The following is a 25,768-nucleotide window of genomic DNA, read 5'->3' as shown; positions in this document are numbered from 1 at the left end:
CGTGCCGTCTGATGGAATCGCCGGGTGACCGAGGACGGCGGGACCGACGACGAGCGACTCGCCACGCGCACGCACGGCGAGTCCGGACCGCACGTCGTCTTCGTCCACGGGCTGTTCGGCCAGGGCAAGAACTGGACGACGATCGCCAAGGGGCTCGCCGACGGCCACCGCGTGACGCTGGTCGACCTGCCCAACCACGGGCACTCCCCTGGACCGACCGGGTCGACTACCTCGACATGGCCAACCTCCTGGCCGCCGAGCTCGAGCGGCTGGGCGAGCCGGTCACCCTGGTCGGCCACTCGATGGGCGGCAAGGTGGCGATGCAGCTCGCCCTGCGCCGACCGGAATTGCTGCGGGCCCTGGTCGTGGTGGACATCGCGCCGGTCGAGTACCCGCTCACGGGTGGGCGGACCGACGACCCGGACGAGGAGGCGTCGCCCTTCGCTGCCTTCATCGAGGCGATGCGGGGGATGGACCTCGATGGGCTGGCGAGCCGCGCCGAGGCCGACGAGGCGCTGCGGGCCGCCGTCCCGAGCCGGATGGTGCGCAGCTTCCTGCTGCAGAGCCTCTCGCGGGAGAGCTCCGGCGAGGGACCCGACTGGCGGTGGCGGCTGAACCTCGAGCTCCTGGAGCGGGACCTCGGCGAGCTGCGCGGCTTCCCCGACCCCCGGCCGGCGCCACCTTCGACGGACCCGTGCTGTGGGTGGGCGGGGCGAACTCCACCTACGTGCTCGACGAGGACCGCCCGCACATGGACGCCCTCTTCCCCGCGACCCGGCTGGTAAGGATCAAGAACGCCGGGCACTGGGTGCACTCGGAGCAGCCCGAGGTGTTCCTGGCGACGCTCGCCAGATTCCTCGACGGAGTCGAGCAGAGGTCATAGAGCCTGGAGCGGGTGGAGGCCTGATCCAGGCCGTCAGTCGCGCGAGCGGCGGCGGAAGGCCGCGACGGCCAAGGGCGCGAAGATCGCGGTGAGGATGAACGACCACGCGATCGACATCGGCACCGCGTGCTGCAGCGGCCACGCGGCGTCCGCGGGGGCCGGCAGCCCGTTGCCCCACAGCTCCCGGCACGCCTGGGTCAGCGCGGACACCGGGTTCCACTCGGCGATCGTGCGCAACCACGACGGCATGCTCTCCGTGGGGACGAACGTGTTCGCGACGAAGGTCAGCGGGAACATCACGGTGAACATGAAGCCCTGCACCGCCTCGACGGTGCGCATCATCGAGCCGACCCAGATGCCCAGCCAGATGAGCGCGAACCCGAACAGCAGCAGCAGCGCGAAGCCCAGGACGCCGTCCAGGAAGCCGTTGCGCACCCGCCACCCGATGAGCAGACCGGTCACGCCCATCACCGCGATGCCGATGCTGGAGTGGATGAGGCTGGAGAGGCTGCGACCGACGAGCACCGCGGGCCGGGGGACCGGCAGCGACTTGAACCGGTCGACGAACCCCTTCTGCAGGTCACTGGTGAGCCCCATGGCCACGATGGCGGAGGAGAACACCATGGTCTGGACCATGATCCCGGGCAGCAGGAACTCGCGGTAGTTCGAGGCCTGCACCGCGATCGCGCCACCGAACACGTAGGCGAACAGCAGCACGAACATCACCGACTGGACGGTGACGTCGAGCAGCATCTCCGGCATCCGGCGGATGTGGATGAGGTTGCGCCAGACGATGGTCGACGCGGCTCGGAGCAGGGACGGCGGCGAGATCGGCGGTCGTTCGGTCGGGGTCAGGGCGGTCGTCTCGCTCCGGACGGCGGTCACGGGGTGACTCCCTCGGGTGTCGTGTCGGTGGGGACGTCGGCGTCGGCGTCGGGGCCGGCCTCGGCGCGGCGCCCGGTGAGGTGCAGGAAGACGTCGTCGAGGCTCGGGCGGGCCAACCCGAGGTCGTCGAGCTCGATGCCGCTGGCCTCGAAGACGGCGGCGATCCGGGTCATGTCGCCCAGACCACCGGCCTGGGCGGTCAGCCGGCGGCTGCCCCGCTCGACGTGCACCTCCGGCGAGTGCGAACGCATCAGGTCGGCGGCTGCGTCCACGTCGGCCGCATGGGTCAGCGTGACGACCACGCTGGCGCGGCCGGCCTGGTCCTTGAGCTGCGTCGGGGTGCCGGCAGCGATGACCGTGCCCTTGTCGACGACGACGATCTCGTCGGCCAGGTGGTCGGCCTCCTCGAGGTACTGCGTCGTGAGCACGAGGGTGGTGCCCTCGTCGACGAGCTCGCGGAGCACGGCCCAGAGCCCCGATCGGCTGTGCGGGTCGAGCCCCGTCGTCGGCTCGTCGAGGAACAGGATCGGCGGCGCCGCCAGGAGGCTCACCGCCAGGTCGAGCCGCCGGCGCATGCCCCCGAGTACGTCTTCGCCTGCCGGTCGGCGGCGTCGGCCAGGTCGAACCGGTCGAACAGTCGCTCGGTGGCCTCCCGGACGTATGCCCTCGGCAGGCCGTAGAGCGCACCGATCAGCTTGAGGTTCTCGCGCCCGGTCAGGATCTCGTCGACCGTCGCGGCCTGGCCGGTCAGCCCCATGCTGCGGCGGACCTGGGTCGGCTCCCGGAGGATGTCGAAACCGGCCACGCGACCGGTTCCGCTGGTGGGCACACTGAGCGTGGTCAGCATGCGCACGAGCGTGGTCTTCCCGGCTCCGTTGGGGCCGAGCAGCCCGAGGACCGTGCCCTCGGGGACGACGAAGCTGACCCCGTCGACGGCGTGCGTGTCCCCGAAGTGCTTGACCAGGTCGATGGCCTCGACTGCCGGCGTGCTGCCCATGGCGGCATTGTGGTCCGCCCCACCGACATTCCCGGAGTGGTTTTCGCGCAGCGCGTAGCCGCCGATCGGCTCCGCCACCACGCGGTGCTCTGCGGTGGCCGGCCGCTACCGTCGGTTCGGTGAGCGTCGCCCGGTCCGTCGCGTTGTTCGTCCTGGCCGCGCTCGCCGAGATCGGGGGCGCCTGGCTGGTCTGGCAGGGCGTCCGGGAGCACCGGGGCTGGATCTGGATCGGCGCCGGGGTGATCGTGCTCGGTCTCTACGGCTTCGTCGCGACGCTGCAGCCGGACGCGAACTTCGGCCGGATCCTGGCCGCCTACGGCGGCGTATTCGTCGCCGGTTCCTTGCTCTGGGGGATGGCGGTGGACGGTTTCCGGCCGGACCGGTACGACGTGGTGGGCGCGCTCATCTGCCTGATCGGCGTCGCGGTGATCATGTACGCCCCGCGCGCCGCCTGACCATGCCGGCCCCGGTCGGAACCGCCGCCATGCGCATGGATGCGGGTATCGCGGCCGGATAACCGCGTTCATGCGCATCACGGCGCTCTCGACGCACGGGTCGCGGGAGGGTGCCGCGGCGGGTCAAGATCAGCGCATGAGCGACGCCCGCGCCGGACAACCCGCCCGGCCCAGCGACCTGGTCGACGTCCCCGCGCTCGTCAGCGCGTACTACACGGTCGAGCCCGATCCGGCCGAGCCGGCGCAGCAGGTCGTCTTCGGCACCTCCGGGCACCGGGGTCCAGCTTCGACGCCGCCTTCAACGAGGCGCACATCCTGGCCACCACCCAGGCGATCTGCGAGTACCGGGCACAGCAGGGGTTCGACGGCCCGCTGTTCCTCGGCCGCGACACCCACGCGCTCTCCGAGCCGGCCTGGGCGACCGCGTTGGAGGTCCTGGCCGCCAACGACGTGACCGTCCTGGTCGACGCCGGGGGCGGTACACGCCCACGCCGGCGGTCAGCCACGCCATCCTGGCCGCCAACCGCGGGAAGACGACCGGCCTGGCCGACGGCATCGTGGTCACCCCGTCGCACAACCCGCCGCGGGACGGCGGCTTCAAGTACAACCCGCCGCACGGCGGCCCGGCCGACACCGGCGCCACCGGCTGGATCGCCGGCCGGGCCAACGACCTGCTGCGCGCGGGGCTCAGCGGCGTGCGGCGGGTTCCTCTCGACCAGGCCCGCCGCGCGGTCGATCGCTACGACTTCCTCGGCAGCTACGTCGACGACCTGCCGAACGCGGTGGACCTCGACGCCATCCGGGACGCCGGCGTGCGGATCGGCGCGGACCCCTGGGGGCGCCAGCGTCGACTACTGGGCCGCGATCGCCGAACGCCACCGCCTGGACCTCACCGTGGTCAATCCGCTGGTCGACCCCACCTGGCGGTTCATGACCCTGGACTGGGACGGCAAGATCCGCATGGACTGCTCCTCCCCTCGGCGATGGCCTCCCTGGTCGGCCGCAAGGAGGAGTTCCAGATCGCCACCGGCAACGACGCCGACGCCGACCGGCACGGGATCGTCACCCCCGACCGCGGCCTGATGAATCCCAACCACTTCCTGGCGGTCGCGATCGCCTACCTGCTCAGCCACCGTCCCGGCTGGGCAGCAGAGGCGGCCGTCGGGAAGACGCTGGTCTCCAGCTCCCTCATCGACCGGGTCGTGGCCGACCTCGGCCGCACGCTGGTCGAGGTCCCGGTGGGCTTCAAGTGGTTCGTGCCGGGCCTGCTCGACGGGTCGGTCGGCTTCGGCGGCGAGGAATCGGCCGGGGCCTCCTTCCTGCGGCGGGACGGCAGCGTCTGGACGACGGACAAGGACGGCATCCTGCTGGCGCTGCTGGCGAGCGAGATCCAGGCCGTGACGGGCCGGTCCCCTCGAAGCTGCACAAGCAGCTCACCGACCACTTCGGCGAGTCCGCCTACGCCCGCATCGACGCTCCGGCCGCCCGCGAGCAGAAGTCGGCCCTCGGCAAGCTCTCCCCGATGACGTGACGGCCACCGAGCTCGCCGGCGAGCCGATCACCGCCCGGCTGACCCGCGCTCCTGGCAACGACGCCGCGATCGGCGGCCTGAAGGTGACGACGGAGAACGCCTGGTTCGCCGCCCGCCCGTCGGGCACGGAGGACGTCTACAAGATCTACGCCGAGTCCTTCCGGGGCCCCGAGCACCTGGCCCAGGTGCAGGAGGAGGCCCGTGCCGTGGTCACCGCGGCGCTGGGCGGCTGACCCCGTGCGCAGAACCGGCCAGTCCTGCGCATAGGCCAGGTCAGTGCGAGCCGGCCGTTCCTGCGGTCGGTGTGACACACCTCTCGGATGGTTCGATGCATCGGTGTACTGGATGCACGGATGAATCCAATACAGTCCTGCATCGTGACGGTGGAGCAGGACGGGCGGCCCAGGCGGCGCCGGGCCGACACGGTCGAGCGGCTGCTCGACGCAGCCCTGGAGACCTTCGCCGAGACCGGGTTCGCCGCCGCTAGCGTCGAGGACATCTGCCGGCGGGGCGGTTTCACCCGCGGCGCGTTCTACTCCAGCTTCCGGACCAAGGACGAGCTGTTCGGGGCGTTGTTCGTCCGCGAGACGGCGCGCAACCTCGCCCTGGCCGAGCAGCACCTGCTCGGCATCGAGCACGAATCCGACCCGGTCACCGCCGCGGTCGAGCGCTGCCTGTCCAGCTTCCGCGCCGATCGGACCTGGGTGCTGGTGCTCACGGAGTACCGCCTGCACGCGGCCCGGCACCCCGAGGCGGCCGCCGCGCTTCTCGAGCACTCGGCGAGCCTGCACGCGCGGCTGACCCAGCTCGTCGAGGACGGCGTCGCGCGGGCCGGGCTACGGCTCGCCCTGCCGGCTGACCGGCTGGCCCGCATGATCCTCGCCCTGCACGACGGCCTGGTCGTCGCGCAGGCCACCGACCCCGCCGGGCACGACGACGCGACCGATCTCGAGCGGACCGCACTGCTCCTCCTGCTGCGTTCCGCCGTCACGCCTTCCTGAAGCACCCTCACGATCCGGAGACCCCGTCCTCATGGCTTCCCTGCTCGCCCGGCTCGGCCGCGCCTCCTTCCGCCACCGCGGCCTGGTCTCGGTGGTCTGGCTAGCGATCCTCGGCGTCGTCGTCACCCTGCTGCTCACCCTCGGCAACAGCTTCGACGACGAGTTCACGATCCCTGGGTCGGAGTCGCAGGACGCCCTCGACCAGCTGAACGCGGCCTCTCCCGGCGCCGGTGGTGCCAGCGCCCAGATCGTCTTCGTCGCTCCGGACGGCGCCACGGTGGCGGATCCGGCGTTCGCCGCCGCCATCCAGGAGGTGGTCGCGACGGCCGCGCGGACGCCGCAGGTCGGTTCGGTGGCCGACCCGTTCCAGACCCAGGCGATCGCGCCCGACGGCGGCGCGGCCCTGGCCACCGTCTCCTTCGACGTGGAGCGCGAGCTGCTGGACCCCGGCACGCTCGACGCCCTCCAGGAGACGACGACGGCCGCTGAGGAGGCAGGTCTCGAGGTCGCCGTCGGCGGCAACGCCTTCGGGACGACGGGCGTGACGATCGGCGCCACCGAGTTCATCGGCGTCGGCGTGGCCGTGCTCGTGCTGGTGCTGACCTTCGGCTCGCTGCTCGCCGCCGGGATGAACCTGCTGACGGCGTTCATCGGCATCGGCATCGGCATGGGTGCGCTGCTGCTGACCTCGAACCTGGTGACCCTCTCCTCGTCGGCCCCCACGCTGGCGCTGATGATCGGTCTCGCGGTCGGCATCGACTACACGCTGTTCATCCTGTCCCGGCACCGCACGCAGCTGGCGGCGGGCATGGACCCCGAGGAGTCCGCGGCGCGGGCGGTCGGCACGGCAGGCTCGGCGGTCGTCTTCGCCGGCCTCACCGTGGTCATCGCTCTGTCGGGGCTGGCCGTCGTCGGCATCCCCTTCCTGACCGTGATGGGCGTCGGGGCCGCCGGCACCGTGCTGGTCGCCGTCCTCGTGGCACTGACCCTGCTGCCGGCGCTGCTGGGCTTCGCCGGTTCCCGCCTGGCCCCGAAGCCCGGGTCGCGGGCCGCCCGCCGCGAGGCCGCCGACGCGGCCGAGAGCACCGGAGCGGGCGGCTCCATGGGCGCCCGCTGGACCCGGCTCGTCACCCGCCGGCCGCTGCTGACCGTCCTCGCCGTCCTGGCCGGCCTCGTGGTGCTCGCCATCCCGGCGCCGCAGCTGCAGCTCGCGCTGCCGGACAACTCCACCGCGGCGGAGGAGAGCCCGGAGCGGCAGGCCTACGACCTGATCAGCGAGAACTTCGGTCCCGGCCTCAACGGACCGCTCGTCGTCCTGGTCGAGGACCTCGACCCGGCCACCGCCGAGCAGTCCGTCGGCGCGATCGCGGCGGCCATCGGCGGCACGCCTACGGAGACCCCGGGTCAGTTCACCGGCGGTCTGGACGACGTGGCCTATGCCCAGCCGACCGTGCTCCCCGACGGCACCACCGCGATCGTGACGGTCATCCCGGAGAGCGGCCCGCAGGAGGAGGCCACCAACGCGCTGGTGGGCGACATCCGCGCGCTCGCACCAGAGCTCGAGGGGCAGACCGGCGCGGACCTCGCCGTCACCGGGCAGACCGCGGTCGCCATCGACGTGTCCGACCGGCTCGGCGACGCGCTGCTGCCCTTCGCCCTCGTGGTGGTCGGGCTGGCGCTGCTGCTGCTGCTCCTGGTCTTCCGCTCCATCCTCGTGCCGATCAAGGCCGCGGTCGGCTTCCTGCTGTCGGTGGCCGCCTCGTTCGGCGCCGTCGTCGCGGTGTTCCAGTGGGGCTGGTTCAGCGACCTGCTGGGCGTCCCGGCCACCGGCCCGGTGATCAGCTTCCTGCCGATCCTGCTGATGGCGGTGCTGTTCGGGCTGGCCATGGACTACGAGGTCTTCCTCGTGTCCCGGATGCGGGAGGAGTACGTGCACGGGGCCGAGCCCCGCGCGGCCGTCGTCGCGGGTGCCCGGCACGCCGCCCGCGTGGTCGTGGCCGCCGCGCTCATCATGTTCTCGGTCTTCGCCAGCTTCGTGACGATCGAGGACGTCATCGTCAAGGCGATCGCCCTCGGCCTGGCCGTCGGCATCCTGGTCGATGCCTTCCTGGTGCGGATGACCCTCGTGCCCGCCGTCCTGGCCCTGCTGGGCCGGTCGGCCTGGTGGCTGCCCCGCTGGCTGGACCGGGTCCTGCCGGACCTGGACGTCGAGGGCGCCCGTCTCGGCGCCGTTCCCCACCCGGCCCCGGCCCGGGAGCCCGTCCCGACGTCGGCAGGCTGACCGCGGCGTCCGGCGCGGGTTCGGACCCCTCCGGGTGAGTCGCTCCGCGGTTCGGCCCGATCGTCAGGGGCGCGGCCGCAGACTGAGCGCCATGGACGGAACCGGCGGAGCACAGGACTGGGACGCCTATCCACCGGGAGCGGCCCAGGCCTCCGGCTCGACCCCTGGTTACGGCCCGCCGCCCGGTTACGGGCCGCCGCCTGGTTACGGCCCGCCGCCTGGTTACGGGCCGCCGCCCGGTTACGGCCCGCCGCAGAACTACGGGCCGCCGCCCGGCTACGGCCCACCGGCCTGGGCCGCCGCGGCGTGGCCGCACGGCCCCGCCCGGCCGGCCGTCGCCACCGCCGCGGCCACGCTGGGGTTCGTCACCGGGGGTCTGACCGCCCTGGTCCTGCTGGGCGTCCTCTTCTCGGTCACCCAGGGGGACGACGACCCGTCGACGGTGCTGATGCTCCTCGGGCTCCCCTGCGCCATCGCGGTGATCACCGGGGCCGCCCGGCTCATGGGCCGGCGCCCGGCGGACCTGCTGCTCCGGGGAGCGCTCGCGTCGGTCGCGGTGCTGGTCCTCGTCGCCGTCGTCGGCGTGGCCACGCTGGACGGCGACGCCCGGATCGGCATGCTGGTCGTCGTCGGGCTCGCCCTGCCGTTGCCCGTGGTGACGGCGGTCCTGGCCGGCCAACCGCGGGCACGCGGGTGGGCGGCGAGCGGTCTCCCGGTCGGTCAGAGCGCCTCGCGCGCCTGACGTCGGCGGTACTTGTCGGCGTACATCGCGTCGTCGGCCTCGCGGACGACCCGCTCGTAGACGTCCCCGGGTGGTCGCCGCCGGCGACCGAGCCGATGCCGATGCTCAGCCCCACCGACACCGTCGTCCCGTCGAGCCGCAACGGCTCGGTCACCTGGGCGCGGAGCCGTTCGGCGAGCACGTCCGCGTCGGGTGGCTCGGTGTTCTCGCAGACGATGCTGAACTCGTCGCCGCCCAGCCGGGCCGCGGTGTCGCTGGCCCGCAGCACCGAGCGCAGCCGCTCGGCGAAGGTCACCAGCACCAGGTCGCCCATGGGGTGGCCGAGCTCGTCGTTGATCGCCTTGAACCCGTCGAGATCGGTGATCAGCACGCAGGTCGGCGTGTTCTCCCGGCGGCCGCGTTCGAGGGCGTGCCACAGGCGGTCCTGGAACAGCAGCCGGTTCGGCAGGCCGGTGAGCGGGTCGTGCAGCGAGCGGTGCACGAGCTGGGCCTCGAGCACCTTGCGCTCGGTGATGTCCTCCACGATGACCACCAGGTGGTCGGCCTGCCCCTCCGGCGTCGCCATCACGTACGAGGCGGTGACCTGCACCGGGACGTCGGTGCCGTCCTGCCGGATCAACCGGGACTCGTGGCGCATCGGGAGGGTGGGCGTCGCGCGCAGGGAGGCGTGGGCCACCTGCGCGGAGGCGGTGACGTCCGGGTGGACGCAGGACAGGTAGGACCGGCCGTGCACCTGCTCCGCCGTGCGGCCGAGCATCGCGCACAGCGCGGGGTTGGCGTCGACCACGACGCCGTCGGGGGTGGTGAGCGCGATCCCCATCGGCGCGTTGGCGAAGGCGCTGCCCCGGTCGGCAGAAGGGAGCGCGTCCGTTCCGTCGATCACGTGCCACCTCCTCCACCTGCACCCATGGTGCGCGTTCCCTACCCCGCTCGCGGCGCCGAACGCTCCGGAACCGTTCCGAGTCACCCGTCAGGGGTTTCCCGTGGCTCCTGCCGCAAGGTGCAGGATGCGGGGGACCACTGACAGTCGAGGAGTCGCACGTGAACGAGTTCGACCTGGTGCTGCCCGCGGCGGTCGACATCCGCGAGGTGGGCATGCGCGACGGCCTCCAGCTGGAGGCGCCCCTACCCCTCGACGCCAAGCTGGCGATGCTCGAGGCGCTGGTCGCGACCGGCGTCCGGCGGATCGAGGCGACGTCCTTCGTCTCCCCAGGGCGGTCCCCGCGCTGGCCGACGCCGACCAGGTTGCCGCGGAGCTCTCCGCTGGGGCGACGTGCACTGGTCGGCGCTGGTGGCCAACGCCCGGGGAGCGGTCCGGGCGGTCGACGCCGGCGTGGCCGACCTCGAGTACGTCGTGTCGGCGACCGACGGGCACAGCCGGGCCAACGCCGGGCGCCCGACGTCGGCCGCCGTGGCCGACGTGGGGAGATCGCCGGTCTCGCGCACGGGGCCGGTGGGTCTCTCGAGGTCATCATCGCCACGGCCTGGGACTGTCCCTTCGACGGCCGCACGCCGATCGCCCGCACGGTGGACGTCGCCCGGGCCGCGGTCACGGCCGGCGCGGACCAGCTGTGCCTGGGCGACACGATCGGCACCACGACCCCGCTGCGCGTCGTCCAGCTGCTCGACGCCGTCCGGCGCGCCTGCCCGGGCGTGCCCGTGGGCGTGCACTTCCACGACACCCGCGGGACCGGACAGGCGAACGCCCTCGCCGCGATCCAGGCGGGTGTGACGCAGCTCGACGCCTCCGTCGGTGGGCTCGGCGGCTGCCCGTTCGCCCCCGGGGCCAGCGGCAACATCGCCACCGAGGAGCTCGTCTACCTCCTCGAGGAGTCCGGGGTGCGCACGGGCCTGGACCTCGACGCCGTCCTGGCCGCCGCCCGCGTCACCGAGGACGCGGTCGGGCACGAGCTGCCCAGCTCGCTGTACCGGGCCGGCGGCCGATCGGTCCCGCGTCCGGCACCGGACGCCTCCTGATGGATCCTGCGGCGCCGGAGGGCGCGCCGCCGATCGTCGAGCCGCGGGTCCTGCGCGAAGTGCTCGGGCACTTCGCCTCGGGCGTCACCGTCGTGACCGCGGACACCGACGACGGCCCGATCGGCTTCACGTGCCAGTCGTTCAGCTCGCTGTCGCTGGACCCGCCGCTGATCGCCTTCGCGCCGGCACGGACGTCACGGACCTGGCCGCGGCTGCGCGAGATCGGCCGGTTCTGCGTCAACGTGCTGGCCGAGGGGCAGGACGACGTCTCGCAGGCCTTCGCCCGCTCGGGTGCCGACAAGTTCGGCGAGGTGTCCTGGACGCCGAGCGCGCACGGCTCGCCGGTGCTGGCGGGCGTCGTCGCCTGGATCGACGGCGAGCTCTGGGCCGAGTACGAGGGGGCGACCACACGATCGCCGTCGCCCGCGTCCTCGACCTCGGCTCGCACGCCGACCGGCGTCCCCTGCTCTTCCACCGCGGCTCCTACGGCCTGCTCCGCAGCTGATGGAACGGCCCTGCGTCAGGGTCCCGCCCCGAGCGCGCGAGGGGTGGGGAGACGCGGGGTCCTTCGTCAGTCGAAGCGGACGGCGAGCAGTGCGACGTCGTCCCGGTGGTCCAGAGCGCCGCTGACCGCGGCGTCGCAGAGCTCCCGCGGTCCGGCGTCCGCCGGGGCTGCGGCGATCCGCTCGCACAGCTCGTGGATGCCCTGGTCCATGTCCTCGCCCGGACGTTCGATGAGCCCGTCGGTGTAGGCGATCAGCGTGGAGCCGGGCGGGACGTCGAGGACGACGGTCGAGCGGTGCGCCCCGCATCGACGCCGACCAGCATGCCGGTGATCTCCTCGAGCACCCGCACGGAACCGCTCGGCGACCGCAGCAGCGCCGGAGGGTGGCCGGCATTGGCCAGGTGCAGCCGCCACGGATCCCCGGTGCGCTGCGGCCGGACGGCGCGGGCGTAGACCAGGGTGGCCAGCGAGGCGACGCGCAGCCCCTGCACCAGCCGGTCGACGCGCGCCAGGACCCGTCCGGGATCGGCGTCGTCGGCGTCCCAGATGCAGGCCCGCAGCAGCCCGCGCAGGTGCCCCATCGCGGCGGCGGCGGCGACGTCGTGCCCCACCACGTCGCCCACCACCATGCCGATCGAGTCGTCGGGGAGGTGCAGCAGGTCGTAGAAGTCGCCGCCGACGTCGGCCGCGGAGGAGGCACTGACGTAGTGCGCCGACGACTCGATCCCCGGCACCGTCGGCAGCACCGGCAGCAGGGATCGCTGCAGGGTGTCGGCCACGACGTGCTCGCGCTGGTAGAGCCGCACGTTGTCGATGGCCAGGGCCGCCCGGCCGCCCAGGTCGGAGGCGAGTTCGACGTCGTCCTGGGTGAAGGCGCGTCCACCGGGGCTCCGGACCAGCGCGATGGCGCCGAGCGTGCGGCGACGGGCCACCATCGGGACCGTCAGCACCGAGCTGCCCCCAGTCGCGTGAACGCCTCCCGGGCGCCGGGGAGGTGATCGCCTCCTCGATGATCTCCGTGGTCACCTCGGGGAGCAGCACCGGCTGCGAGCTCGTCATGCTCCGCCGGCTCGGGGACGTGACGGGCAGGTGCATGACGTGCAGCTCGGTGAACTCCTGGAGGTCGGCCTCCCGCCCGTCCCGGTGCCGGGCGACGGCATTGCTGACCATGCCGTACTCGTCGAGGAGGGTGACGTAGACCCAGTCCCCGAGCCGCGGCACGCACAGCCGGGCGAGCCGGTCCAGCAGCTCGCCCATGTCCAGGGTCGCGATGAGCGCGCTGGTCGCCTCGGCCATGAGCGTCAGGCGTCCCTGGGCGCGCTCGGCCGCGGTCCGGGCGTGCTCGGCGTCGCTCCGCGCCTGCTCGGCGACCGAGCGGGCGAGCTCGGCCTCCTGGCGGGCCGTCTGCTCTGCGGCGAACGCGGCCTCGCGCTCCCGTTCCACCCGCACCCGCTCGGTGACGTCGGTCTGCACGCCGACGAAGCTGACGAGCTCTCCGTCCCCGTCGAAGACCGGGCTGACCGACAGCTGGTTCCAGAAGGCGCTGCCGTCCTTGCGGTAGTTCAGCAGCGTCGTGGTGACGGTCTCCCGGGCCGCCAGCCCGGCCCGGATCGCGGCCACGGCCTCGGCGTCGGTGGCCGGCCCCTGGAGGAGCCGGCAGTTGCGCCCGATGACCTCCTCGGCCGCGTAGCCGGTCACCCGGGTGAACGACGGGTTGACCCAGATCAGCGGGTTGTCCGGCCGGCGGGGGTCGGTGATGGTGAAGGTGATGTCCGTGGCGATCACCGCCCGTTCCCGCAGCGCCTGCAGGTAGATGTCCGGGTCGTCGGTCGGCTCCGGTGGATCCAGGTGCAGGAACACCACGAGGGACAGCTGCTCGTCGCTGCCGGCCTGGGACAACGGGAAGCCGGTCACCCACAGGAGCTGGTCGGCCAGCCCGTCGGGGTCGGCTGCGCCCGCGCGCCCGGGCTCGCTGCTGGTGCCCGGCGCCAGCCGCACGGCCTCGCCGGTGACCGGCCGGCCCTGGGCCACGGTCGACAGGGGGCCGCTGCTCATCGCCAGCGGCCGACCCGACAGGTCGGTCAGGCCCGCCGACGCGCCCCAGGTGTCGACGTCCACGGGCAGCGTCACGTTGCCGGCCAGAAGGACGGCGGCGGTGTTGGCGTAGACGACGGAGCTGGCCTTCTGGTCTATGACCAGCACGGCGACGGGGACGTCGGCCAGGACACCCGGAAGGCCGGCGTGGGGCGCTGCCCCGTGACCGGCGACGGCGGCGCTGGCGGCGGTGACGATGCCCGCCTGCTGCCCGAGGTCGGCATCGGGTGCGAGGGGGACCCGGGACGGTCGCGCTCGGACGGCACGAGGACATCTAACCGCGCGCCACCTACCGGCTCCACGTCCCGGCCCCGTCGTGACGTGGGCACATCCCGAGGGAGTGTCGCGGCGGGCCGTCCGGGGAACGCCTGCGGGGGCCCGCTCGTCACCAGGGCGGACGGTGGAGATCGCGGTCGCGTCGGGAGGAAGCACCATGGGACTGCTCGATCGGCTCCTCGGCCGTTCCCCGCGATCCAGCCGGAACGGCACCCGGCAGTACGGGTCGCCGACGCCCGGCCGCGGCGAGCAGCTGCCCGACGACCAGGCGATCGCCCGGTACCGGTACCTGCTGCGCACGGCACCGCCGGAGCAGATCGAGCAGGCGCACACCGAGGCGTTCGGCCAGCTCACCGTCGACCAGCGGCAGCAGGTGCTCGCCCAGCTCGCCGCCGCCGTCCCATCCGGTGAACGGCCGCGCACGGACGACCCCGAGACCCTCGCGCGCGTGGCCACGCGCGCCGAGATGCGTCAGCCCGGGACCCTGGAGCGGGCCCTCGGCGGCTACGGGCCGGGGCAGGGCGGTGGCTACGGCAGCGGTGGCTATGACCGCGGTGGCTATGACCGCGGCGGCTACGGCCGTGGGGGCTACGGCGGGCCGGGCATGGGCGGCATCATCGGCGGCAGCCTCGTCGGCACCATCGGCGGCCTGGTCATCGGCACCGCCATCGCGGACGCCCTCTTCGACGGCGGCGGCGAGGAGGCGTTCGCCCAGGAGCAGGCGGCTGCCGGGGACGGCGGCGACGTCGGGGGCGACTACGGGGACGCCGGGGGCGACTACGGGGGCGGCGACTTCGGGGGCGGGGACTTCGGTGGTGGCGACTTCGGCGGGTTCTGAGCCGCGGTCCGCCGGCGGAGCAGCAGGAGCCCCAGGACCGGCAGCACCAGGGGCACGAAGTAGTAGCCGCGGCCGTAGGCCGACCACACCGTCTCGTCGGGGAACGCGGCGGGATCGGCGAGGGACAGCGTCCCGACGACGAGCACACCGACCAGCTCCACGGTGATCGCGGCCAGCGCGGTGCGCCGTCCCGCGGTCCCGCCGCGGACCAGGCCGACGGTGGCGACGACGTACACGGCCGCGGCGAACGCCGACAGCAGGTACGCGACCGGTGCCTCGTCGAACCGGGTGGCCAGCTGCACCGCCGCGCGGGAGCCGGCGGCGAGCGCGAACGTGCCGTAGACCGCGACCAGCACCCGTCCCGGCCCCGACGTGCCGAGCCCGCCCCCGGTCTCCGCAGGCACCCCGAGGGCACGGTCCTCACGCACCGGTGGTCTCCCAGAGCTGGAGCAGGCGCCACACCATGACGCCGACGACGGCGCCGGCCACGGCGAGGACCGTCCCCGCCCAGCGGGTGCGCTCCGTCCGCGCCCACAGCACGCCCGCGATCGGCACGAGCGCCACGCCGATCAGGTAGCTGAGGAAGGTCGGGACGTCCTCGGGCCGCTGGCCGTCCACGAGCGCCGCGACCGCGAGCCCGGTCTGCAGCAGGAGCAAGGCCTCGAGGATCCCGGCGGCGACCAGGTGCACCAGGCCGATGCGCCGGCGGACGAGCGTGGAGAGCAGTCCGAGCAGCGTCACGGCCACCGCCACCACCGTGGTCGTGCCGACGAGGAACGGGGTCACCGGCATCCATCCGCGGCGAGGGAGCTGGCCTGCACCCGGTCATCCTCTCCCGCTGCCCGGCGGGACCGTCGCAGGGGCCGCGCGCGGGGACTGCGGACCCCCGGTTCCGGCTCCGGAGCGGCAGTGTGGCAAGTTAGCCGCACCTAAGTTAGGGCAACCTACCCTCAGTTCCCGACAGGAGCACGATGCGCACCATCGTCCGGCCGCTCACGGCCCTGGCCCTCCCCTCTCCGCCGTCCTGGCGCTGTCCGCGTGCGGCGGTGCCGAGGTCGAGGCGGACACCGCTTCGGCCACCGACGCCGCGACCGTCAGTTTCACCTGGGACCGGAACGTCGCCGCGGAGGACGAGGAGCCCCAGCTCGAGGAGACGACGGCGGAGGTGCCGAGGAACCCCGAGAAGATCGTGGTCTTCGACATGGCAAGCCTGGACACCATCGGCGCCCTGGGCGGCGAGGTCGCCGGCGCCCCCTCGACTCGGTGCCCGACTACCTCCAGGAGCACCTCGCCGACGACGCCTTCAACGCCGGCACCCTGTTCGAGGCCGACGTCATCGAGATCGAGTCGCAGCAGCCGGACCTCATCGTCATCGGTGGTCGCTCGTCGGCGTTGTACGAGGACCTCAGCGAGATCGCGCCCACCGTCGACCTGAGCCTCCGGGGCTCCTACCTGGAGAACCTCGAGCGCAACGCCACCTTCCTCGGCGAGGTGCTCGGTGCCGAGGAGGAGGCGGCCGCAGCGGTCGCGGAGGTCACCGACGGCATCGAGGAGGCGCGGGCTGCCACCGCTGACGCGGGCACCGGCCTGGGCCTCATGGTCTCCGGCGGTGAGCTCAGCGCGCTGGCCCCGGCCGGGAACGGCTCCGACGCCCGCGGCGCCCGCGGTGGTCTGATCTACGACGCCTTCGGGGTCGAGCCCGTCGTCGAGGACATCGAGGCCGCCACGCACGGCGAGCCGGTCTCCTTCGAGTTCCTGCTCGAGACGAACCCCGACCACCTCTGGGTCGTCGACCGGGACGCCGCCACGGGCGAGGAGGGCGCCCAGGCTGCCTCCGCCGTCCTCGACAACGAGATCGTCCGGAAGACGACCGCCTACGCCAACGACCAGATCGTCTACCTCGACCCGACCGCCTGGTACATCGTGTTCGGCGGGATCGAGACGACGCAGATCATGATCGACGACGTCCTGCAGATCGCGGACTGACCAGCGTCGCCCCGGCGCAGCACCCGTCCTGACGACCGTGACGCTGCTCGACCGAACCCCGACGAGCACCCCTGCCCGCGTGCGGCCCCGCCGCACCTCGGTGGGGGTGCTCATCGGTGTCCTCCTCGTGGTCCTGGCGATCGTCAGCCTGTTCGTCGGCGTCTCCGTCGTCTCGCCGGCGGCACTGCTCGCGGGCGGCTCCGACAGCGACGCAGCCTTCCTGCTCGTGGCCAGCCGGATCCCGCGCACGGTCGCCGTGCTCCTCGTGGGCGCCTCGCTGGGCATCGCCGGCCTCATCATGCAGATGCTCGTGCGCAACAAGTTCGTGGAGCCGGGCACCACCGGGGTCAGCGAGTTCGCGACGCTCGGCATGCTCGTCACGATGGTCGTCCTCCCCGGTCTGCCCGTCGTCGGGAAGATGGGCGTGGCCGCGGCCTTCGGTCTCTTCGGCACCTGGGTGTTCCTGCGCGTGGTCCGGGTCGTGCCCGTGCGCCAGCTCGTCCTCGTCCCGCTGGTCGGGATCATGCTCGGCGGCATCGTGGGAGCCGTCACCACGTTCGTCGCCTACCGCCTCGATCTCCTGCAGTCCCTCGGGCAGTGGTCGCAGGGCAGCTTCGCCACGGTCATGCAGGGCCGGTACGAGTTCCTCTGGATCGCGGCGCTCATGGTCGTCCTCGCGTGGGTGGCCGCCGACCGGTTCAGCGTGATCGGTCTCGGCGAGGAGTTCGCGACGAATCTGGGGCTGGACTACCGGCGGGTCGTCACGGTCGGCATGGTGATCATCGCGGTGATCACGGCGGCGGTGCTCGTGACCGCCGGGCTGATCCCGTTCCTGGGGCTCGTCGTCCCGAACGTCGTCAGCCTCATCATCGGTGACAACGTGCGCCGGGCGATCCCGTGGGTCGCGGGCCTCGGAGCCGTGTTCGTCCTCGCCTGCGACCTGGTCGCCCGCGTCGTGCGCTTCCCTACGAGATCCCGCTGGCGGTCATCGTGGGCATCGTCGGTGCCGCCGTGTTCCTCTGGCTGCTGCTGCGGAGGCGGAGCCGTGCTCACTGACCCCGTTCCCACGGAGTCCGGCGCCCTGCCCGCCGCCGGCCTGCACCGCACCCGGCTCGCCGCCTCCTGGGCGAGCCCGCGGGTCCGCCTCGCCGTGCTCGGCGGGGTCGTCCTCGTCCTCGCCGCCGGCTACCTCGTCACCGACGTCCCCGGGTCGCTGGCCTTCGCGCTGGAGATCCGCAGTCTCACGGTGGTCGCGATGCTCGTCGTCGCGACGGCGGTCGGGGTCTCCACGGTGGTGTTCCACACCATCACGCAGAACCGCATCCTCACCCCTCGATCATGGGGTTCGACGCGTTCTACGTGCTGATCTCGACCGTTCTCGTGTTCTTCTCCGGGTCGGCCGCGTTCCTGGCGTTCGACCAGTTCACCCTGTGGCTGACCCAGGTCGTGGTCATGGTCGCGTTCAGCGTGCTGCTGTTCACCTGGCTGTTCGGCGGCAAGCGACGCTCGATCCACCTCATGCTGCTGGTCGGCATCGTGCTGGGCACGTTCTTCCGCAGCTTCACCGAGTGGATGCAGCGCATGCTCGACCCGCTCGACTTCCAGGTGCTCTCGGACGCGATGTTCGCTTCCCTCACCCGGCCCGACGAGACCCTGCTCGCGCTCACCGCCGGCCTCGTCGTCCTGGCGTGCGCGGCGATCGTCCCGCTGCGGCGCACCTCGACGTGCTGACGCTGGGCGAGCCGGCCGCGGTGGGCCTGGGGGTCGACCACCGGCGGGTGGTCATGGCCCTCTTCGCCGCTGTCTCGGTGATGATCGCCGCGTCGACGGCGCTGGTGGGGCCCATCCTGTTCTTCGGTCTCATCGTCGCCAACCTCGCGTACTCCTACGCGGGCTCCTTCCGCCACGCGTGGACGCTGCCCACCGCGGTGCTCATCGGGATGGTCTGCCTGCTGGGCGGCCAGCTGGTCCTGGAGCGGGTGTTCGGCTTCGGCGGCACCCTGTCCACGGTCATCGACTTCGCGGGCGGGCTGTTCTTCCTCTACCTCGTGCTGCGAAAGGGGCGCGGTGATCGCGCTCGAGCGTGTCACCAAGCGCTACGACGGGCAGGCCGTGGTCGACGACGTGTCGATCACCTTCGGCGGGGAGGGGTGACGACCCTCATCGGCCCGAACGGCGCCGGGAAGTCGACGTTGTTCGGCCTGGTCGGCCGGCTGATCCAGCCCGACGCCGGACGCGTCACGGTGGACGGGATGGACGTCGCGACGTCGTCGTCACGGGAGCTGGCCAGGACTCTGGCGGTGCTGCGCCAGGACAACCACATCGCCGCGCGGCTGACCGTCCACGACCTGGTGGAGTTCGGCCGGTTCCCGCACTCCCAGGGGCGGCTCACGGTGCACGACCGCGAGCACATCGAGAACGCGATCGGATATCTCGAGCTCGGCCCCTACCGGAACCGGTTCCTCGACGAGCTCTCCGGCGGGCAGCGCCAGCGGGCCTTCATCGCCATGGTGCTCGCCCAGGACACCAGGTACGTGCTGCTCGACGAGCCGCTCAACAACCTCGACCTGCGGCACATGACCGAGATCATGCGGCTGGTCCGCAGGATGGCCGACGATCTCGGCAAGCGGGTCGTCGCCGTGCTGCACGACATCAACTTCGCGGCGACCTGGTCCGACCGCATCGTGGCGATGCGGAACGGCAGCGTCGTGGCGGATGCGCCGTCGCGCGAGATCATGCGTCCGGAGGTCCTGGAGGCCGTCTACGAGACCTCCGTCGACGTCCGCGAGATCGACGGCCGGCCGGTCGCGCTCTACTACGGCTGACGGCACCCCAGAACGATCAGGTGACCTGGTCGTCCCGGGTCCTCCCCACGGTCGACGGTGAGGGAGGACCCGCTGCGGTGAGGAGGACCCGCTGCGGTGAGGTCGGACCCGCTGCGGTGAGGCCGGACCCGCTGCGGTGAGGGAGGACCCGCTGCGGTGAGGTCGGACCCGTACTCGGCGGTAACCACGCGGAGGGCCGCTCGTTGGGGCATGGCACACATCGCCGTGCACCCCCGCGAGGAGAGCCCATGAACCGGTCCCCGTTGCGTCGAGCCCTCGCGGTGGGAGGTCTGTCCGTCGTCACGGCGGCCGTTCTCGCCGCGCCGGCGCAGGCCGCCCCGTCCGACCCGCTCGCCCCCGTCCAGGACTTCCTGGCCGACCAGCTCGAGGGCTGGCGGGCGCCACGCAGGCCACGGTGCTCGTGCACGGCACCGACATCGACGCCGCACGCGCGGCCGTCGGGGCCACCGGGATGCGCACGATCACCGAGTTCGAGCGGATCGGCGTCGTCGTCGCCTCGGGCACCGCCGACCAGATCGAGGCCGCGCGCACCGAGCCGGGCGTCAGCTACCTCGAGGGCAACACTCCCATCGCCTTCACCCAGGAGACCTCCAACGCCGCCACCCGCGGCGCGGAGGCCGCCTCCACCCTCACCGGGGCGAACGGGCAGGCGCTGGACGGCAGCGGCGTCTCGGTGGCGGTCATCGACTCCGGGATCGACCCGACGCACCCCTACTTCCGCAACCCCGACGGCAGCAGCGCCGTGGTGGCGAACCTGAAGAGCGTCTGCCTGCTGGAGACGGCCACGAGTCCTGACTGCGTGCTCCCGGTCCCCGGCTTCCTGGACACCGACACGATCTCCGGGGGCGGGCACGGCACCCACGTGAGCGGGATCGTCGCCGGCCGGCCGACGGCGCTCTCCGACGGCGGGGAGCTGACCGGGGCCGCGCCCGGCGCGAGCATCGTCTCCATCTCCACCGGCGCGGTGCTGCTGATCGTGGGGGCCGACTCGGCGCTCAACTGGGTACTGGAGAACCACGAGGCCCCGTGCGGCGCATCCGTGCCCGCGGCGGAATGTCCGCCCGTCAAGGTCACCAACAACTCCTACGGTCCGTCCGGCGGCGGCGAGTTCGACCCGAACTCGGCCACCGTCAAGCTGCAGCGTGCGCTCGCCGACGAGGGCGTCGTCACCGTCTGGGCGGCCGGCAACGACGGTGGTGACGGCTCGACGTCGCTGACCAACCCGCCCGGCCAGGACCCGACCGGCGGCATCCTCTCGGTGGCCTCGTACTTCGACCAGGACACCGGCACCCGGGACGGCGTGGTCAGCGAGTACTCCTCGCGTGGCGCCTCGGCCGACCCGCGCACCTGGCCGGACCTCTCCGCGCCGGGGAGAACATCACGTCGGCCTGCCGGCTCTACCTGCCCATCTGCGCCACCGGGCTCGATCCCCGCAACGGACCCGGCCTGCTGGACGTCGGCACGTTCAACACGATCAGCGGGACGTCGATGGCGGCACCGCACGTCGCCGGCATCGTGGCGCAGCTCTTCCAGGCGGACCCGACGGCGACGCCCGCCGAGGTCGAGGCGGCGCTGAAGGGCACTGCGCACCGGTACGCCGACGGCGCCCCGTACCAGTCCGTCGGGGGCTACGAGACGTCCTTCGACAAGGGCACCGGCCTGGTCGACGTGATGGCGGCGGTGGCTCGACTCACCGCCTAGCCCGTTCCACGTGGAACACCCGGCCCGGGGTGGCGTGAGCTGCGCCACCCCGGACCGTCCCGGCGTCGCGGTCGATCAGCGGCGAGGGTTAGATAGGTCCGTATGTGCGGCCTCTGCGGCGAGATCACGTTCGACGGGTCCCTGGCCGACACGACCGCGGTCGCTCGCATGGTCGAGTCCCTCGTGCCCCGCGGGCCCGACGGGCAAGGGTCCTGGAGCAACGGCCGGGTGGCCTTCGGGCACCGCCGCCTCTCGGTCATCGACCTCTCCACCTGCGGCTCCCAGCCGATGGTGGACAACGAGCTCGGCCTGACCGCCGTCTTCAACGGCTGCATCTACGACTACCAGGAGCTGCGGGCCGAGCTCGAGGGCCACGGCTACCGCTTCTTCTCCCACAGCGACACCGAGGTGATCCTCAAGGGCTACCACCACTGGGGCACCGACGTCGTGTCGCACCTGCACGGGATGTTCGCCTTCGTCATCCACGAGCGGGACACCGGACGGCTGGTCATGGCCCGCGACCGGCTGGGCATCAAGCCGCTCTACCTGGCCGAGACGCCCGGCAAGCGGCTGCGGTTCGCCTCGACCCTCCCGGCCCTCCTCAGGGGCGGGGACGTCGACACCTCGATCGACCCGGTCGCCCTGCACCACTACCTCACCTGGCACGCCGTCGTCCCGGCGCCCCGGACCGTGCTCAACGGCGTCCGCAAGCTGCCGCCGGCGACCGTGCGGGTCGTCGAGGCCGACGGCACCAGCCGCGAGCACCGCTACTGGAACGCCACGTACGAGCGTCGTCCCGAGCACGCCACCTGGTCCGCGCGTGACTGGGAGGACGCGGTCGAGGAGGCGTTGCGGGTCGCCGTCCGCCGCCGCCTGGTCGCCGACATCCCCGTCGGCGTGCTGCTCTCCGGCGGGCTGGACTCCAGCCTGATCGTCGGTCTCCTCGCGCAGGAGGGGCAGACCAACCTCGCCACGTACTCGATCGGCTTCGAGTCCGTGGGTGGACGCGAGGGCGACGAATTCGCCTACTCCGACGTCATCGCCGAGCACTTCGGCACGGACCACCACCGCATCCGGGTCGGCTCCGACGAGCTCTCAGCCGCTCTTGGCCACGCCATCGGGGCGATGGCCGAGCCGATGGTCAGCCACGACGTCGTCGCGTTCGACCTGCTCAGCGAGCGGGTGAGCGAGACCATCCGCGTCGTCCAGTCCGGGCAGGGCGCCGACGAGGTGTTCGCGGGCTACCACTGGTACCCGCCGCTGGCCGGCGCCGGCCGCGACGAGGCGGTGGAGAGGTACGCGGCGGCGTTCTTCGACCGTGACCACGCACGGCTGCAGTCGGTCGTCTCCGACCGGTACGCCCTCGCGGAGGACCCCAGCCTGGCCTTCGTGCGCGACCACATGTCGCGGTCCGGAGCGGAGACCGCCGTCGACGCGGCGCTGCGCCTGGACAGCGAGGTCATGCTCGTCGACGACCCGGTGAAGCGGGTGGACAACATGTCCATGGCGTGGGGTCTGGAGGCGCGGGTCCCGTTCCTGGACCACGACCTGGTGGAGCTCGCCGCGCTCTGCCCGCCCGAGCTGAAGCTGGCCGACGGCGGCAAGGGGATCCTCAAGGCGATCGGCCGGCGGATCATCCCGCCGGAGGTCATCGACCGGCCGAAGGGGTACTTCCCGGTGCCGGCGATCACCCACCTCGAGGGCAAGGTGCTCGGCCTCGTGCGCGATGCGCTGGCCTCGGACGCCGCCCGGGACCGCGGGCTGTTCCGGCAGGCCTACGTCGACGAGCTGCTGGCCGACCCGAACGGGGAGCTCACGCCGCTGCGCGGCAACAAGCTCTGGCAGCTGGGCCTGCTCGAGCTCTGGCTGCAGACCCACGGGGTCTGAGGCGGCATCGTGGCTCCCCGCGCGTCGCCGGCCGCCGCCGCCGCACCCCGTGACCGGAACCCCCGTGCTGACCAGCCGGTCGTGGCACGAACCGTCCGCGCACGAGCTCGAGGGCATGGGCACCGACGTCGTCCTCGACCTCGGCTGGGGACAGCTCGTGTTCGGCCAGACCTTCCGGGACCTCCGCGGCATCGTCGACGTGCTGCGCGGCGAGGAGACGGGCCGGCGGGACATCTGCGTCTACCCGCGTGACCCGCAGGTGCTGGTGGGCATGGCGCCGGACGAGCTGTTCATCGACCCGTCGCTGACCTACCGGCTCTACCTGCACCGGTACCGTCCCCGGGCCGAGGTCATCCGCGGGGTCTTCGTGCGCACGGTGACGTCCGAGGCCGAGATGGGCCTGATCAACGACCTCTACGCCCGCAACGGGATGGTGCCGGCCGACACCGCGACCATGTGGGCCAACCACCGGACCCGCACCTTCACCTACCTGGTGGCCGAGGACACCCGCACCGGGAAGATCGTGGGCACCGTGACCGGGGTCGACCACGCGCTCGCCTTCGGCGATCCGGAGGAGGCACCAGCCTCTGGTGCCTGGTCGCCGACAAGCAGGACGCGCCCCCGGTACCGGTGAGGCGCTCGCGCGGGTCCTCGTCGAGCGCTACGTGGCCCGCGCCCGGGCCTACCTCGACCTCTCGGTGATGCACGACAACACGCCGGCGATCAAGCTCTACCGGAAGCTCGGCTTCGCCCGGGTGCCCGCGGTCTGCGTCAAGCGCAAGAACCCGATCAACACCCCGTTGTTCGCCGCCCGGCCGCCCGGCCTGGACACGCTCAACCCGTACGCGCTGATCATCGCCGAGGAAGCCCTGCGGCGGGGGATCCGGGTCGAGGTGACCGACGCCGACTGGGGCGAGATGCGGCTGACCGTCGGGGGCGGACGGTGCTCACCCGTGAGTCGCTGTCGGAGTTCACCACCGCCGTCGCCCTCAGCCGCTGCGACGACAAGCGGGTCACCCGGCGGATCATGCGCCGGGCCGGCGTGCGGGTGGCCCGGGGGCGCTGGCGTGCGAGGGCGACCTCGCCGACGCCCGCGCCCTCCTGGCCGACGTCGGGCAGGTCGTGGTGAAGCCGGCCCGCGGCGAGCAGGGACGCGGGATCACGGTCGGGGTGGCCGACGACGCGGCTCTGGACCGCGCGGTGACCTACGCCCTCCAGTTCTGCCCCGATGTGCTCGTCGAGGAGCTGGTCGCCGGCGAGGACCTGCGGGTCGTCGTCATCGACCGGCACGTGGTCGCCGCCGCCGTCCGGCGCCCGGCGGAGGTGGTGGGAGACGGGCGGCACCCGGTCGCGGACCTGGTGCGGTCGACCAGCCGGCGCCGGGAGCGGGCCACCGGGGGCGAGTCGCGCATCCCGCTGGACGACACGACCGCAGAGGTGGTCGCCGCGGCCGGTTACGCGATGGACGACGTCCCGCCCAACGGCGAGCGCATCCCCGTCCGGCGGACGGCCAACCTGCACACCGGCGGCACGATCGAGGACGTCACCGACCGGTTGCACCCGGAGATCGCCGAGGCCGCCGTCCGGGCGGCGGAGTCCCTCGGCATCCCGGTGACGGGCATCGACTTCCTCGTCCCCGCCGTCGACGGGCCCGACTACGTGTTCATCGAGGCCAACGAGCGCCCGGGGCTGGCCAACCACGAGCCGCAGCCGGTCGCGGAGCGGTTCGTCGACCTGCTGTTCCCCGAGACCCGCCGCCGCTGAGGTTCCCCGATGATCAGGTTCCCTGATCGTCTGGGGTCCTCCCTCGCGGTCGACGGTGTGGGAGGACCCCGAACGGTGAGGGAGGACGCCGCTCAGCGCCCACGGGGCCGGAGTCGCTCCCGGACGAGGGTGGCGGTGGGCCGCGGGTCCCGCGGGTCCCACACGCTGGTGACCGCCCCGGGGAGCCAGCGCAGGAGGGATCCCGCGTCGGCGAGGACCCCTCCCCGCCTTTCGATCCGGGCGCGCCGCAGATCGCCGGCCGCCCACAGGAAGCGGACGCCCGGTCTCCCGTCGGGCAGATCGGGCAGGTCCTCGCCCAGCGCCTGGCGGCCCCAGGCGTCGGGCAGATTGGCGCCGGCGGCGACGGTCAGCGCCATCGAGCCGAAGAACCGGCCGTTGAGGTCGATCAGGTGCGGTACACCACGTCGGTCGCGCAGGAACTGGAGCTGGACCAAACCCGACCACCGGAGATCGGCGAGCAGGGCCACGGCGCCGCGGGCCAGGTCCTCGTCCACCGCGAGAGTCTCGGCACGACAGGTGACGCCGCTCGGGGTCGGCCACAGGGCGAGGGACCGCTGACGGAGGCGACCGAGCAGCCGGCCGTCGTGGACCAGCCCGACCAGCGCCTCCAGCGTTCCGTCGACGGGCTCCTGCAGCACGGGCCGCAGGCCGGCCTTGGTGAGCCGCTGGACGCGGGGCATCGCCGTCGCGACGTCGGCGTAGCGCCGCGCCTCGATGCGCAGCTCGTGCCGCAGGCCGCGGTGCCAGTGCGCGCGGCTCTTCACCACGACCGGTCCTGCCCACGACGCCAGCGCTGCTGCGGTGGCCGGCTCCGTGCGAGGCGCCGTCAGCCCGGCAGCGGGCGCCCGCCGGGCGAGCTCCACCTTGTCGAGTGCCGCCATGACCACGTCCGCGTCCGGGTGGGCGACAGCGGCCGGGATCGCGTCGGCGTAGGTCGCGAGCGCCGCCATCCAGTCGTCACCGCCGCCGAACACCACGTCGTAGCCGCCGTCCCGGACCGCGTGCCGGACCGCCGCGACGAAGTCGCAGGCATCCCCCGTGCGCGCGGCACGACGTGTCGCCGGCTGCAGCCCCGCGACGCGGACACCATGCCGTCGC

Annotated in this window: 28 protein-coding genes and 5 pseudogenes; 22 read left to right on the top strand and 11 right to left on the bottom strand. The window is 72.9% G+C overall.

What is annotated here, in order from left to right; all coding sequences use genetic code 11:
* Nucleotides 1–24: 24 nt before the first annotated feature.
* Nucleotides 25–785 (top strand): annotated as a pseudogene (locus tag U6N30_RS29550) (alpha/beta fold hydrolase).
* A gap of 131 nt (nucleotides 786–916) precedes the next feature.
* Here U6N30_RS29550 and U6N30_RS29545 read toward each other — a convergent pair.
* From U6N30_RS29545 to U6N30_RS29535, 3 genes are read right to left on the bottom strand one after another with little or no spacing between them, the layout of a single operon-like run.
* Nucleotides 917–1,768: an ABC transporter permease gene (locus U6N30_RS29545; RefSeq protein ID WP_324275077.1), complete on the bottom strand. Its 852-nt coding sequence runs from the start codon at nucleotides 1,766–1,768 to the stop codon at nucleotides 917–919.
* A complete protein-coding gene (locus tag U6N30_RS29540; protein WP_324275076.1) occupies nucleotides 1,765–2,343 on the bottom strand; it encodes an AAA family ATPase in 579 nt (192 codons plus the stop codon). The genes U6N30_RS29545 and U6N30_RS29540 overlap by 4 nt, the downstream gene beginning before the upstream one ends.
* Nucleotides 2,316–2,843 (bottom strand): ATP-binding cassette domain-containing protein, encoded by a 528-nt coding sequence (locus U6N30_RS29535; RefSeq protein ID WP_324275075.1) that lies wholly within the window; start codon nucleotides 2,841–2,843, stop codon nucleotides 2,316–2,318. The genes U6N30_RS29540 and U6N30_RS29535 overlap by 28 nt, the downstream gene beginning before the upstream one ends.
* Before the next feature lie 41 nt (nucleotides 2,844–2,884).
* Here U6N30_RS29535 and U6N30_RS29530 point away from each other — a divergent pair, with 41 nt between their 5' ends.
* From U6N30_RS29530 to U6N30_RS29505, 6 genes and pseudogenes are all read left to right on the top strand, one after another.
* Nucleotides 2,885–3,220 (top strand): YnfA family protein, encoded by a 336-nt coding sequence (locus tag U6N30_RS29530; RefSeq protein WP_324275074.1) that lies wholly within the window; start codon nucleotides 2,885–2,887, stop codon nucleotides 3,218–3,220.
* A 39-nt stretch (nucleotides 3,221–3,259) separates the two neighbouring features.
* Nucleotides 3,260–3,622 (top strand): annotated as a pseudogene (locus tag U6N30_RS29525) (hypothetical protein); the annotation flags it as partial.
* Complete coding sequence (locus tag U6N30_RS29520; protein ID WP_324278536.1) at nucleotides 3,556–4,746, top strand: phosphoglucomutase; 1,191 nt, start codon at nucleotides 3,556–3,558, stop codon at nucleotides 4,744–4,746. The pseudogene U6N30_RS29525 and the gene U6N30_RS29520, both read left to right, overlap by 67 nt.
* 1 nt (nucleotide 4,747) lies before the next feature.
* Entirely contained in the window at nucleotides 4,748–4,984 is a 237-nt protein-coding gene (locus U6N30_RS29515; RefSeq protein ID WP_324275073.1) for a hypothetical protein, read from the top strand.
* 120 nt (nucleotides 4,985–5,104) lie between these two features.
* A complete protein-coding gene (locus tag U6N30_RS29510) occupies nucleotides 5,105–5,752 on the top strand; it encodes a TetR/AcrR family transcriptional regulator (protein WP_324275072.1) in 648 nt (215 codons plus the stop codon).
* Between the two features lie 31 nt (nucleotides 5,753–5,783).
* Nucleotides 5,784–8,033, top strand: a complete 2,250-nt coding sequence (locus U6N30_RS29505) for an MMPL family transporter (protein WP_324275071.1) — start codon at nucleotides 5,784–5,786, stop codon at nucleotides 8,031–8,033.
* A 276-nt stretch (nucleotides 8,034–8,309) separates the two neighbouring features.
* Here U6N30_RS29505 and U6N30_RS29500 read toward each other — a convergent pair whose 3' ends face one another.
* On the bottom strand, nucleotides 8,310–8,537 hold the full coding sequence (locus U6N30_RS29500) for a hypothetical protein (protein ID WP_324275070.1): 228 nt from the start codon (nucleotides 8,535–8,537) through the stop codon (nucleotides 8,310–8,312).
* Nucleotides 8,534–9,658, bottom strand: a complete 1,125-nt coding sequence (locus tag U6N30_RS29495; RefSeq protein WP_324275069.1) for a GGDEF domain-containing protein — start codon at nucleotides 9,656–9,658, stop codon at nucleotides 8,534–8,536. The genes U6N30_RS29500 and U6N30_RS29495 overlap by 4 nt, the downstream gene beginning before the upstream one ends.
* 158 nt (nucleotides 9,659–9,816) lie before the next feature.
* Between U6N30_RS29495 and U6N30_RS29490 the strand changes: the two genes are divergently transcribed.
* The gene (locus tag U6N30_RS29490) at nucleotides 9,817–10,752 is read left to right on the top strand and encodes a beta/alpha barrel domain-containing protein (protein WP_324275068.1); all 936 of its coding nucleotides are present in this window, start codon (nucleotides 9,817–9,819) and stop codon (nucleotides 10,750–10,752) included.
* Complete coding sequence (locus U6N30_RS29485; protein WP_324275067.1) at nucleotides 10,752–11,504, top strand: flavin reductase family protein; 753 nt, start codon at nucleotides 10,752–10,754, stop codon at nucleotides 11,502–11,504. The genes U6N30_RS29490 and U6N30_RS29485 overlap by 1 nt, the downstream gene beginning before the upstream one ends.
* Here the strand turns inward: U6N30_RS29485 and U6N30_RS29480 are convergent.
* Nucleotides 11,390–12,192 (bottom strand): annotated as a pseudogene (locus U6N30_RS29480) (PP2C family protein-serine/threonine phosphatase); the annotation flags it as partial. The gene U6N30_RS29485 and the pseudogene U6N30_RS29480 overlap by 115 nt on opposite strands.
* Nucleotides 12,193–12,251: 59 nt before the next feature.
* Here U6N30_RS29480 and U6N30_RS29475 point away from each other — a divergent pair.
* Both U6N30_RS29475 and U6N30_RS29470 read left to right on the top strand, forming a co-directional pair.
* A complete protein-coding gene (locus U6N30_RS29475) occupies nucleotides 12,252–12,455 on the top strand; it encodes a hypothetical protein (protein WP_324275066.1) in 204 nt (67 codons plus the stop codon).
* Nucleotides 12,456–12,527: 72 nt separating this feature from the next.
* Nucleotides 12,528–12,818 carry a hypothetical protein gene (locus U6N30_RS29470; RefSeq protein ID WP_324275065.1) on the top strand — a complete coding sequence of 97 codons (291 nt, stop codon included), beginning with the start codon at nucleotides 12,528–12,530 and terminating at the stop codon, nucleotides 12,816–12,818.
* Here the strand turns inward: U6N30_RS29470 and U6N30_RS29465 are convergent.
* A pseudogene (locus tag U6N30_RS29465) lies at nucleotides 12,749–13,312 on the bottom strand (PAS domain-containing protein); the annotation flags it as partial. The gene U6N30_RS29470 and the pseudogene U6N30_RS29465 sit on opposite strands and share 70 nt — an antisense overlap.
* A 472-nt stretch (nucleotides 13,313–13,784) precedes the next feature.
* On the opposite strand from U6N30_RS29465, the gene U6N30_RS29460 reads away from it, so the two are divergent.
* Complete coding sequence (locus tag U6N30_RS29460) at nucleotides 13,785–14,465, top strand: hypothetical protein (RefSeq protein ID WP_324275064.1); 681 nt, start codon at nucleotides 13,785–13,787, stop codon at nucleotides 14,463–14,465.
* Here U6N30_RS29460 and U6N30_RS29455 read toward each other — a convergent pair.
* The 3 genes from U6N30_RS29455 to U6N30_RS29445 all read right to left on the bottom strand — a co-directional run bounded on the left by U6N30_RS29455 (nucleotide 14,405) and on the right by U6N30_RS29445 (nucleotide 15,668).
* The gene (locus U6N30_RS29455) at nucleotides 14,405–14,869 is read right to left on the bottom strand and encodes a hypothetical protein (protein ID WP_324275063.1); all 465 of its coding nucleotides are present in this window, start codon (nucleotides 14,867–14,869) and stop codon (nucleotides 14,405–14,407) included. The two genes, U6N30_RS29460 and U6N30_RS29455, sit on opposite strands and share 61 nt — an antisense overlap.
* Before the next feature lie 16 nt (nucleotides 14,870–14,885).
* Nucleotides 14,886–15,251 (bottom strand): hypothetical protein, encoded by a 366-nt coding sequence (locus U6N30_RS29450; RefSeq protein WP_324275062.1) that lies wholly within the window; start codon nucleotides 15,249–15,251, stop codon nucleotides 14,886–14,888.
* Between the two features lie 207 nt (nucleotides 15,252–15,458).
* Nucleotides 15,459–15,668, bottom strand: coding sequence for a hypothetical protein (locus U6N30_RS29445; protein ID WP_324275061.1), 210 nt, complete (start codon nucleotides 15,666–15,668; stop codon nucleotides 15,459–15,461).
* Nucleotides 15,669–15,728: 60 nt separating this feature from the next.
* Between U6N30_RS29445 and U6N30_RS29440 the strand changes: the two genes are divergently transcribed.
* From U6N30_RS29440 to U6N30_RS29395, 10 genes and pseudogenes are all read left to right on the top strand, one after another.
* Complete coding sequence (locus U6N30_RS29440) at nucleotides 15,729–16,451, top strand: siderophore ABC transporter substrate-binding protein (protein ID WP_324275060.1); 723 nt, start codon at nucleotides 15,729–15,731, stop codon at nucleotides 16,449–16,451.
* A gap of 37 nt (nucleotides 16,452–16,488) precedes the next feature.
* Nucleotides 16,489–17,817 carry an iron chelate uptake ABC transporter family permease subunit gene (locus tag U6N30_RS29435; RefSeq protein ID WP_324275059.1) on the top strand — a complete coding sequence of 443 codons (1,329 nt, stop codon included), beginning with the start codon at nucleotides 16,489–16,491 and terminating at the stop codon, nucleotides 17,815–17,817.
* Nucleotides 17,790–18,448 (top strand): annotated as a pseudogene (locus U6N30_RS34905) (iron chelate uptake ABC transporter family permease subunit); the annotation flags it as partial. The gene U6N30_RS29435 and the pseudogene U6N30_RS34905, both read left to right, overlap by 28 nt.
* Entirely contained in the window at nucleotides 18,431–19,276 is an 846-nt protein-coding gene (locus U6N30_RS29425) for an iron ABC transporter ATP-binding protein (RefSeq protein ID WP_422678161.1), read from the top strand. The pseudogene U6N30_RS34905 and the gene U6N30_RS29425, both read left to right, overlap by 18 nt.
* A gap of 415 nt (nucleotides 19,277–19,691) precedes the next feature.
* Nucleotides 19,692–20,873: a S8 family serine peptidase gene (locus U6N30_RS29420; protein ID WP_324275056.1), complete on the top strand. Its 1,182-nt coding sequence runs from the start codon at nucleotides 19,692–19,694 to the stop codon at nucleotides 20,871–20,873.
* Entirely contained in the window at nucleotides 20,813–20,998 is a 186-nt protein-coding gene (locus tag U6N30_RS29415) for a hypothetical protein (RefSeq protein ID WP_324275055.1), read from the top strand. The genes U6N30_RS29420 and U6N30_RS29415 overlap by 61 nt, the downstream gene beginning before the upstream one ends.
* A 102-nt stretch (nucleotides 20,999–21,100) precedes the next feature.
* Nucleotides 21,101–22,885 (top strand): N-acetylglutaminylglutamine amidotransferase, encoded by a 1,785-nt coding sequence (locus U6N30_RS29410; RefSeq protein ID WP_324275054.1) that lies wholly within the window; start codon nucleotides 21,101–21,103, stop codon nucleotides 22,883–22,885.
* Nucleotides 22,886–22,949: 64 nt separating this feature from the next.
* Nucleotides 22,950–23,519 carry a hypothetical protein gene (locus tag U6N30_RS29405; protein ID WP_324275053.1) on the top strand — a complete coding sequence of 190 codons (570 nt, stop codon included), beginning with the start codon at nucleotides 22,950–22,952 and terminating at the stop codon, nucleotides 23,517–23,519.
* Between the two features lie 309 nt (nucleotides 23,520–23,828).
* Nucleotides 23,829–24,014 carry a hypothetical protein gene (locus U6N30_RS29400; RefSeq protein WP_324275052.1) on the top strand — a complete coding sequence of 62 codons (186 nt, stop codon included), beginning with the start codon at nucleotides 23,829–23,831 and terminating at the stop codon, nucleotides 24,012–24,014.
* Complete coding sequence (locus U6N30_RS29395) at nucleotides 24,008–24,649, top strand: hypothetical protein (RefSeq protein ID WP_324275051.1); 642 nt, start codon at nucleotides 24,008–24,010, stop codon at nucleotides 24,647–24,649. The genes U6N30_RS29400 and U6N30_RS29395 overlap by 7 nt, the downstream gene beginning before the upstream one ends.
* A 92-nt stretch (nucleotides 24,650–24,741) precedes the next feature.
* Here the strand turns inward: U6N30_RS29395 and U6N30_RS29390 are convergent, their stop codons facing one another.
* The gene (locus tag U6N30_RS29390) at nucleotides 24,742–25,647 is read right to left on the bottom strand and encodes an ATP-grasp domain-containing protein (protein WP_324275050.1); all 906 of its coding nucleotides are present in this window, start codon (nucleotides 25,645–25,647) and stop codon (nucleotides 24,742–24,744) included.
* Nucleotides 25,648–25,768: the final 121 nt, after the last annotated feature.

It is taken from the genome of Blastococcus brunescens (genome assembly GCF_035320885.1).
In the GTDB taxonomy this organism is placed as follows: Bacteria; Actinomycetota; Actinomycetes; order Mycobacteriales; family Geodermatophilaceae; genus Blastococcus_B; species Blastococcus_B brunescens.
Note: the sequence above shows the minus strand (reverse complement) of the source record. Positions and strands in the feature narration are given on the sequence as shown.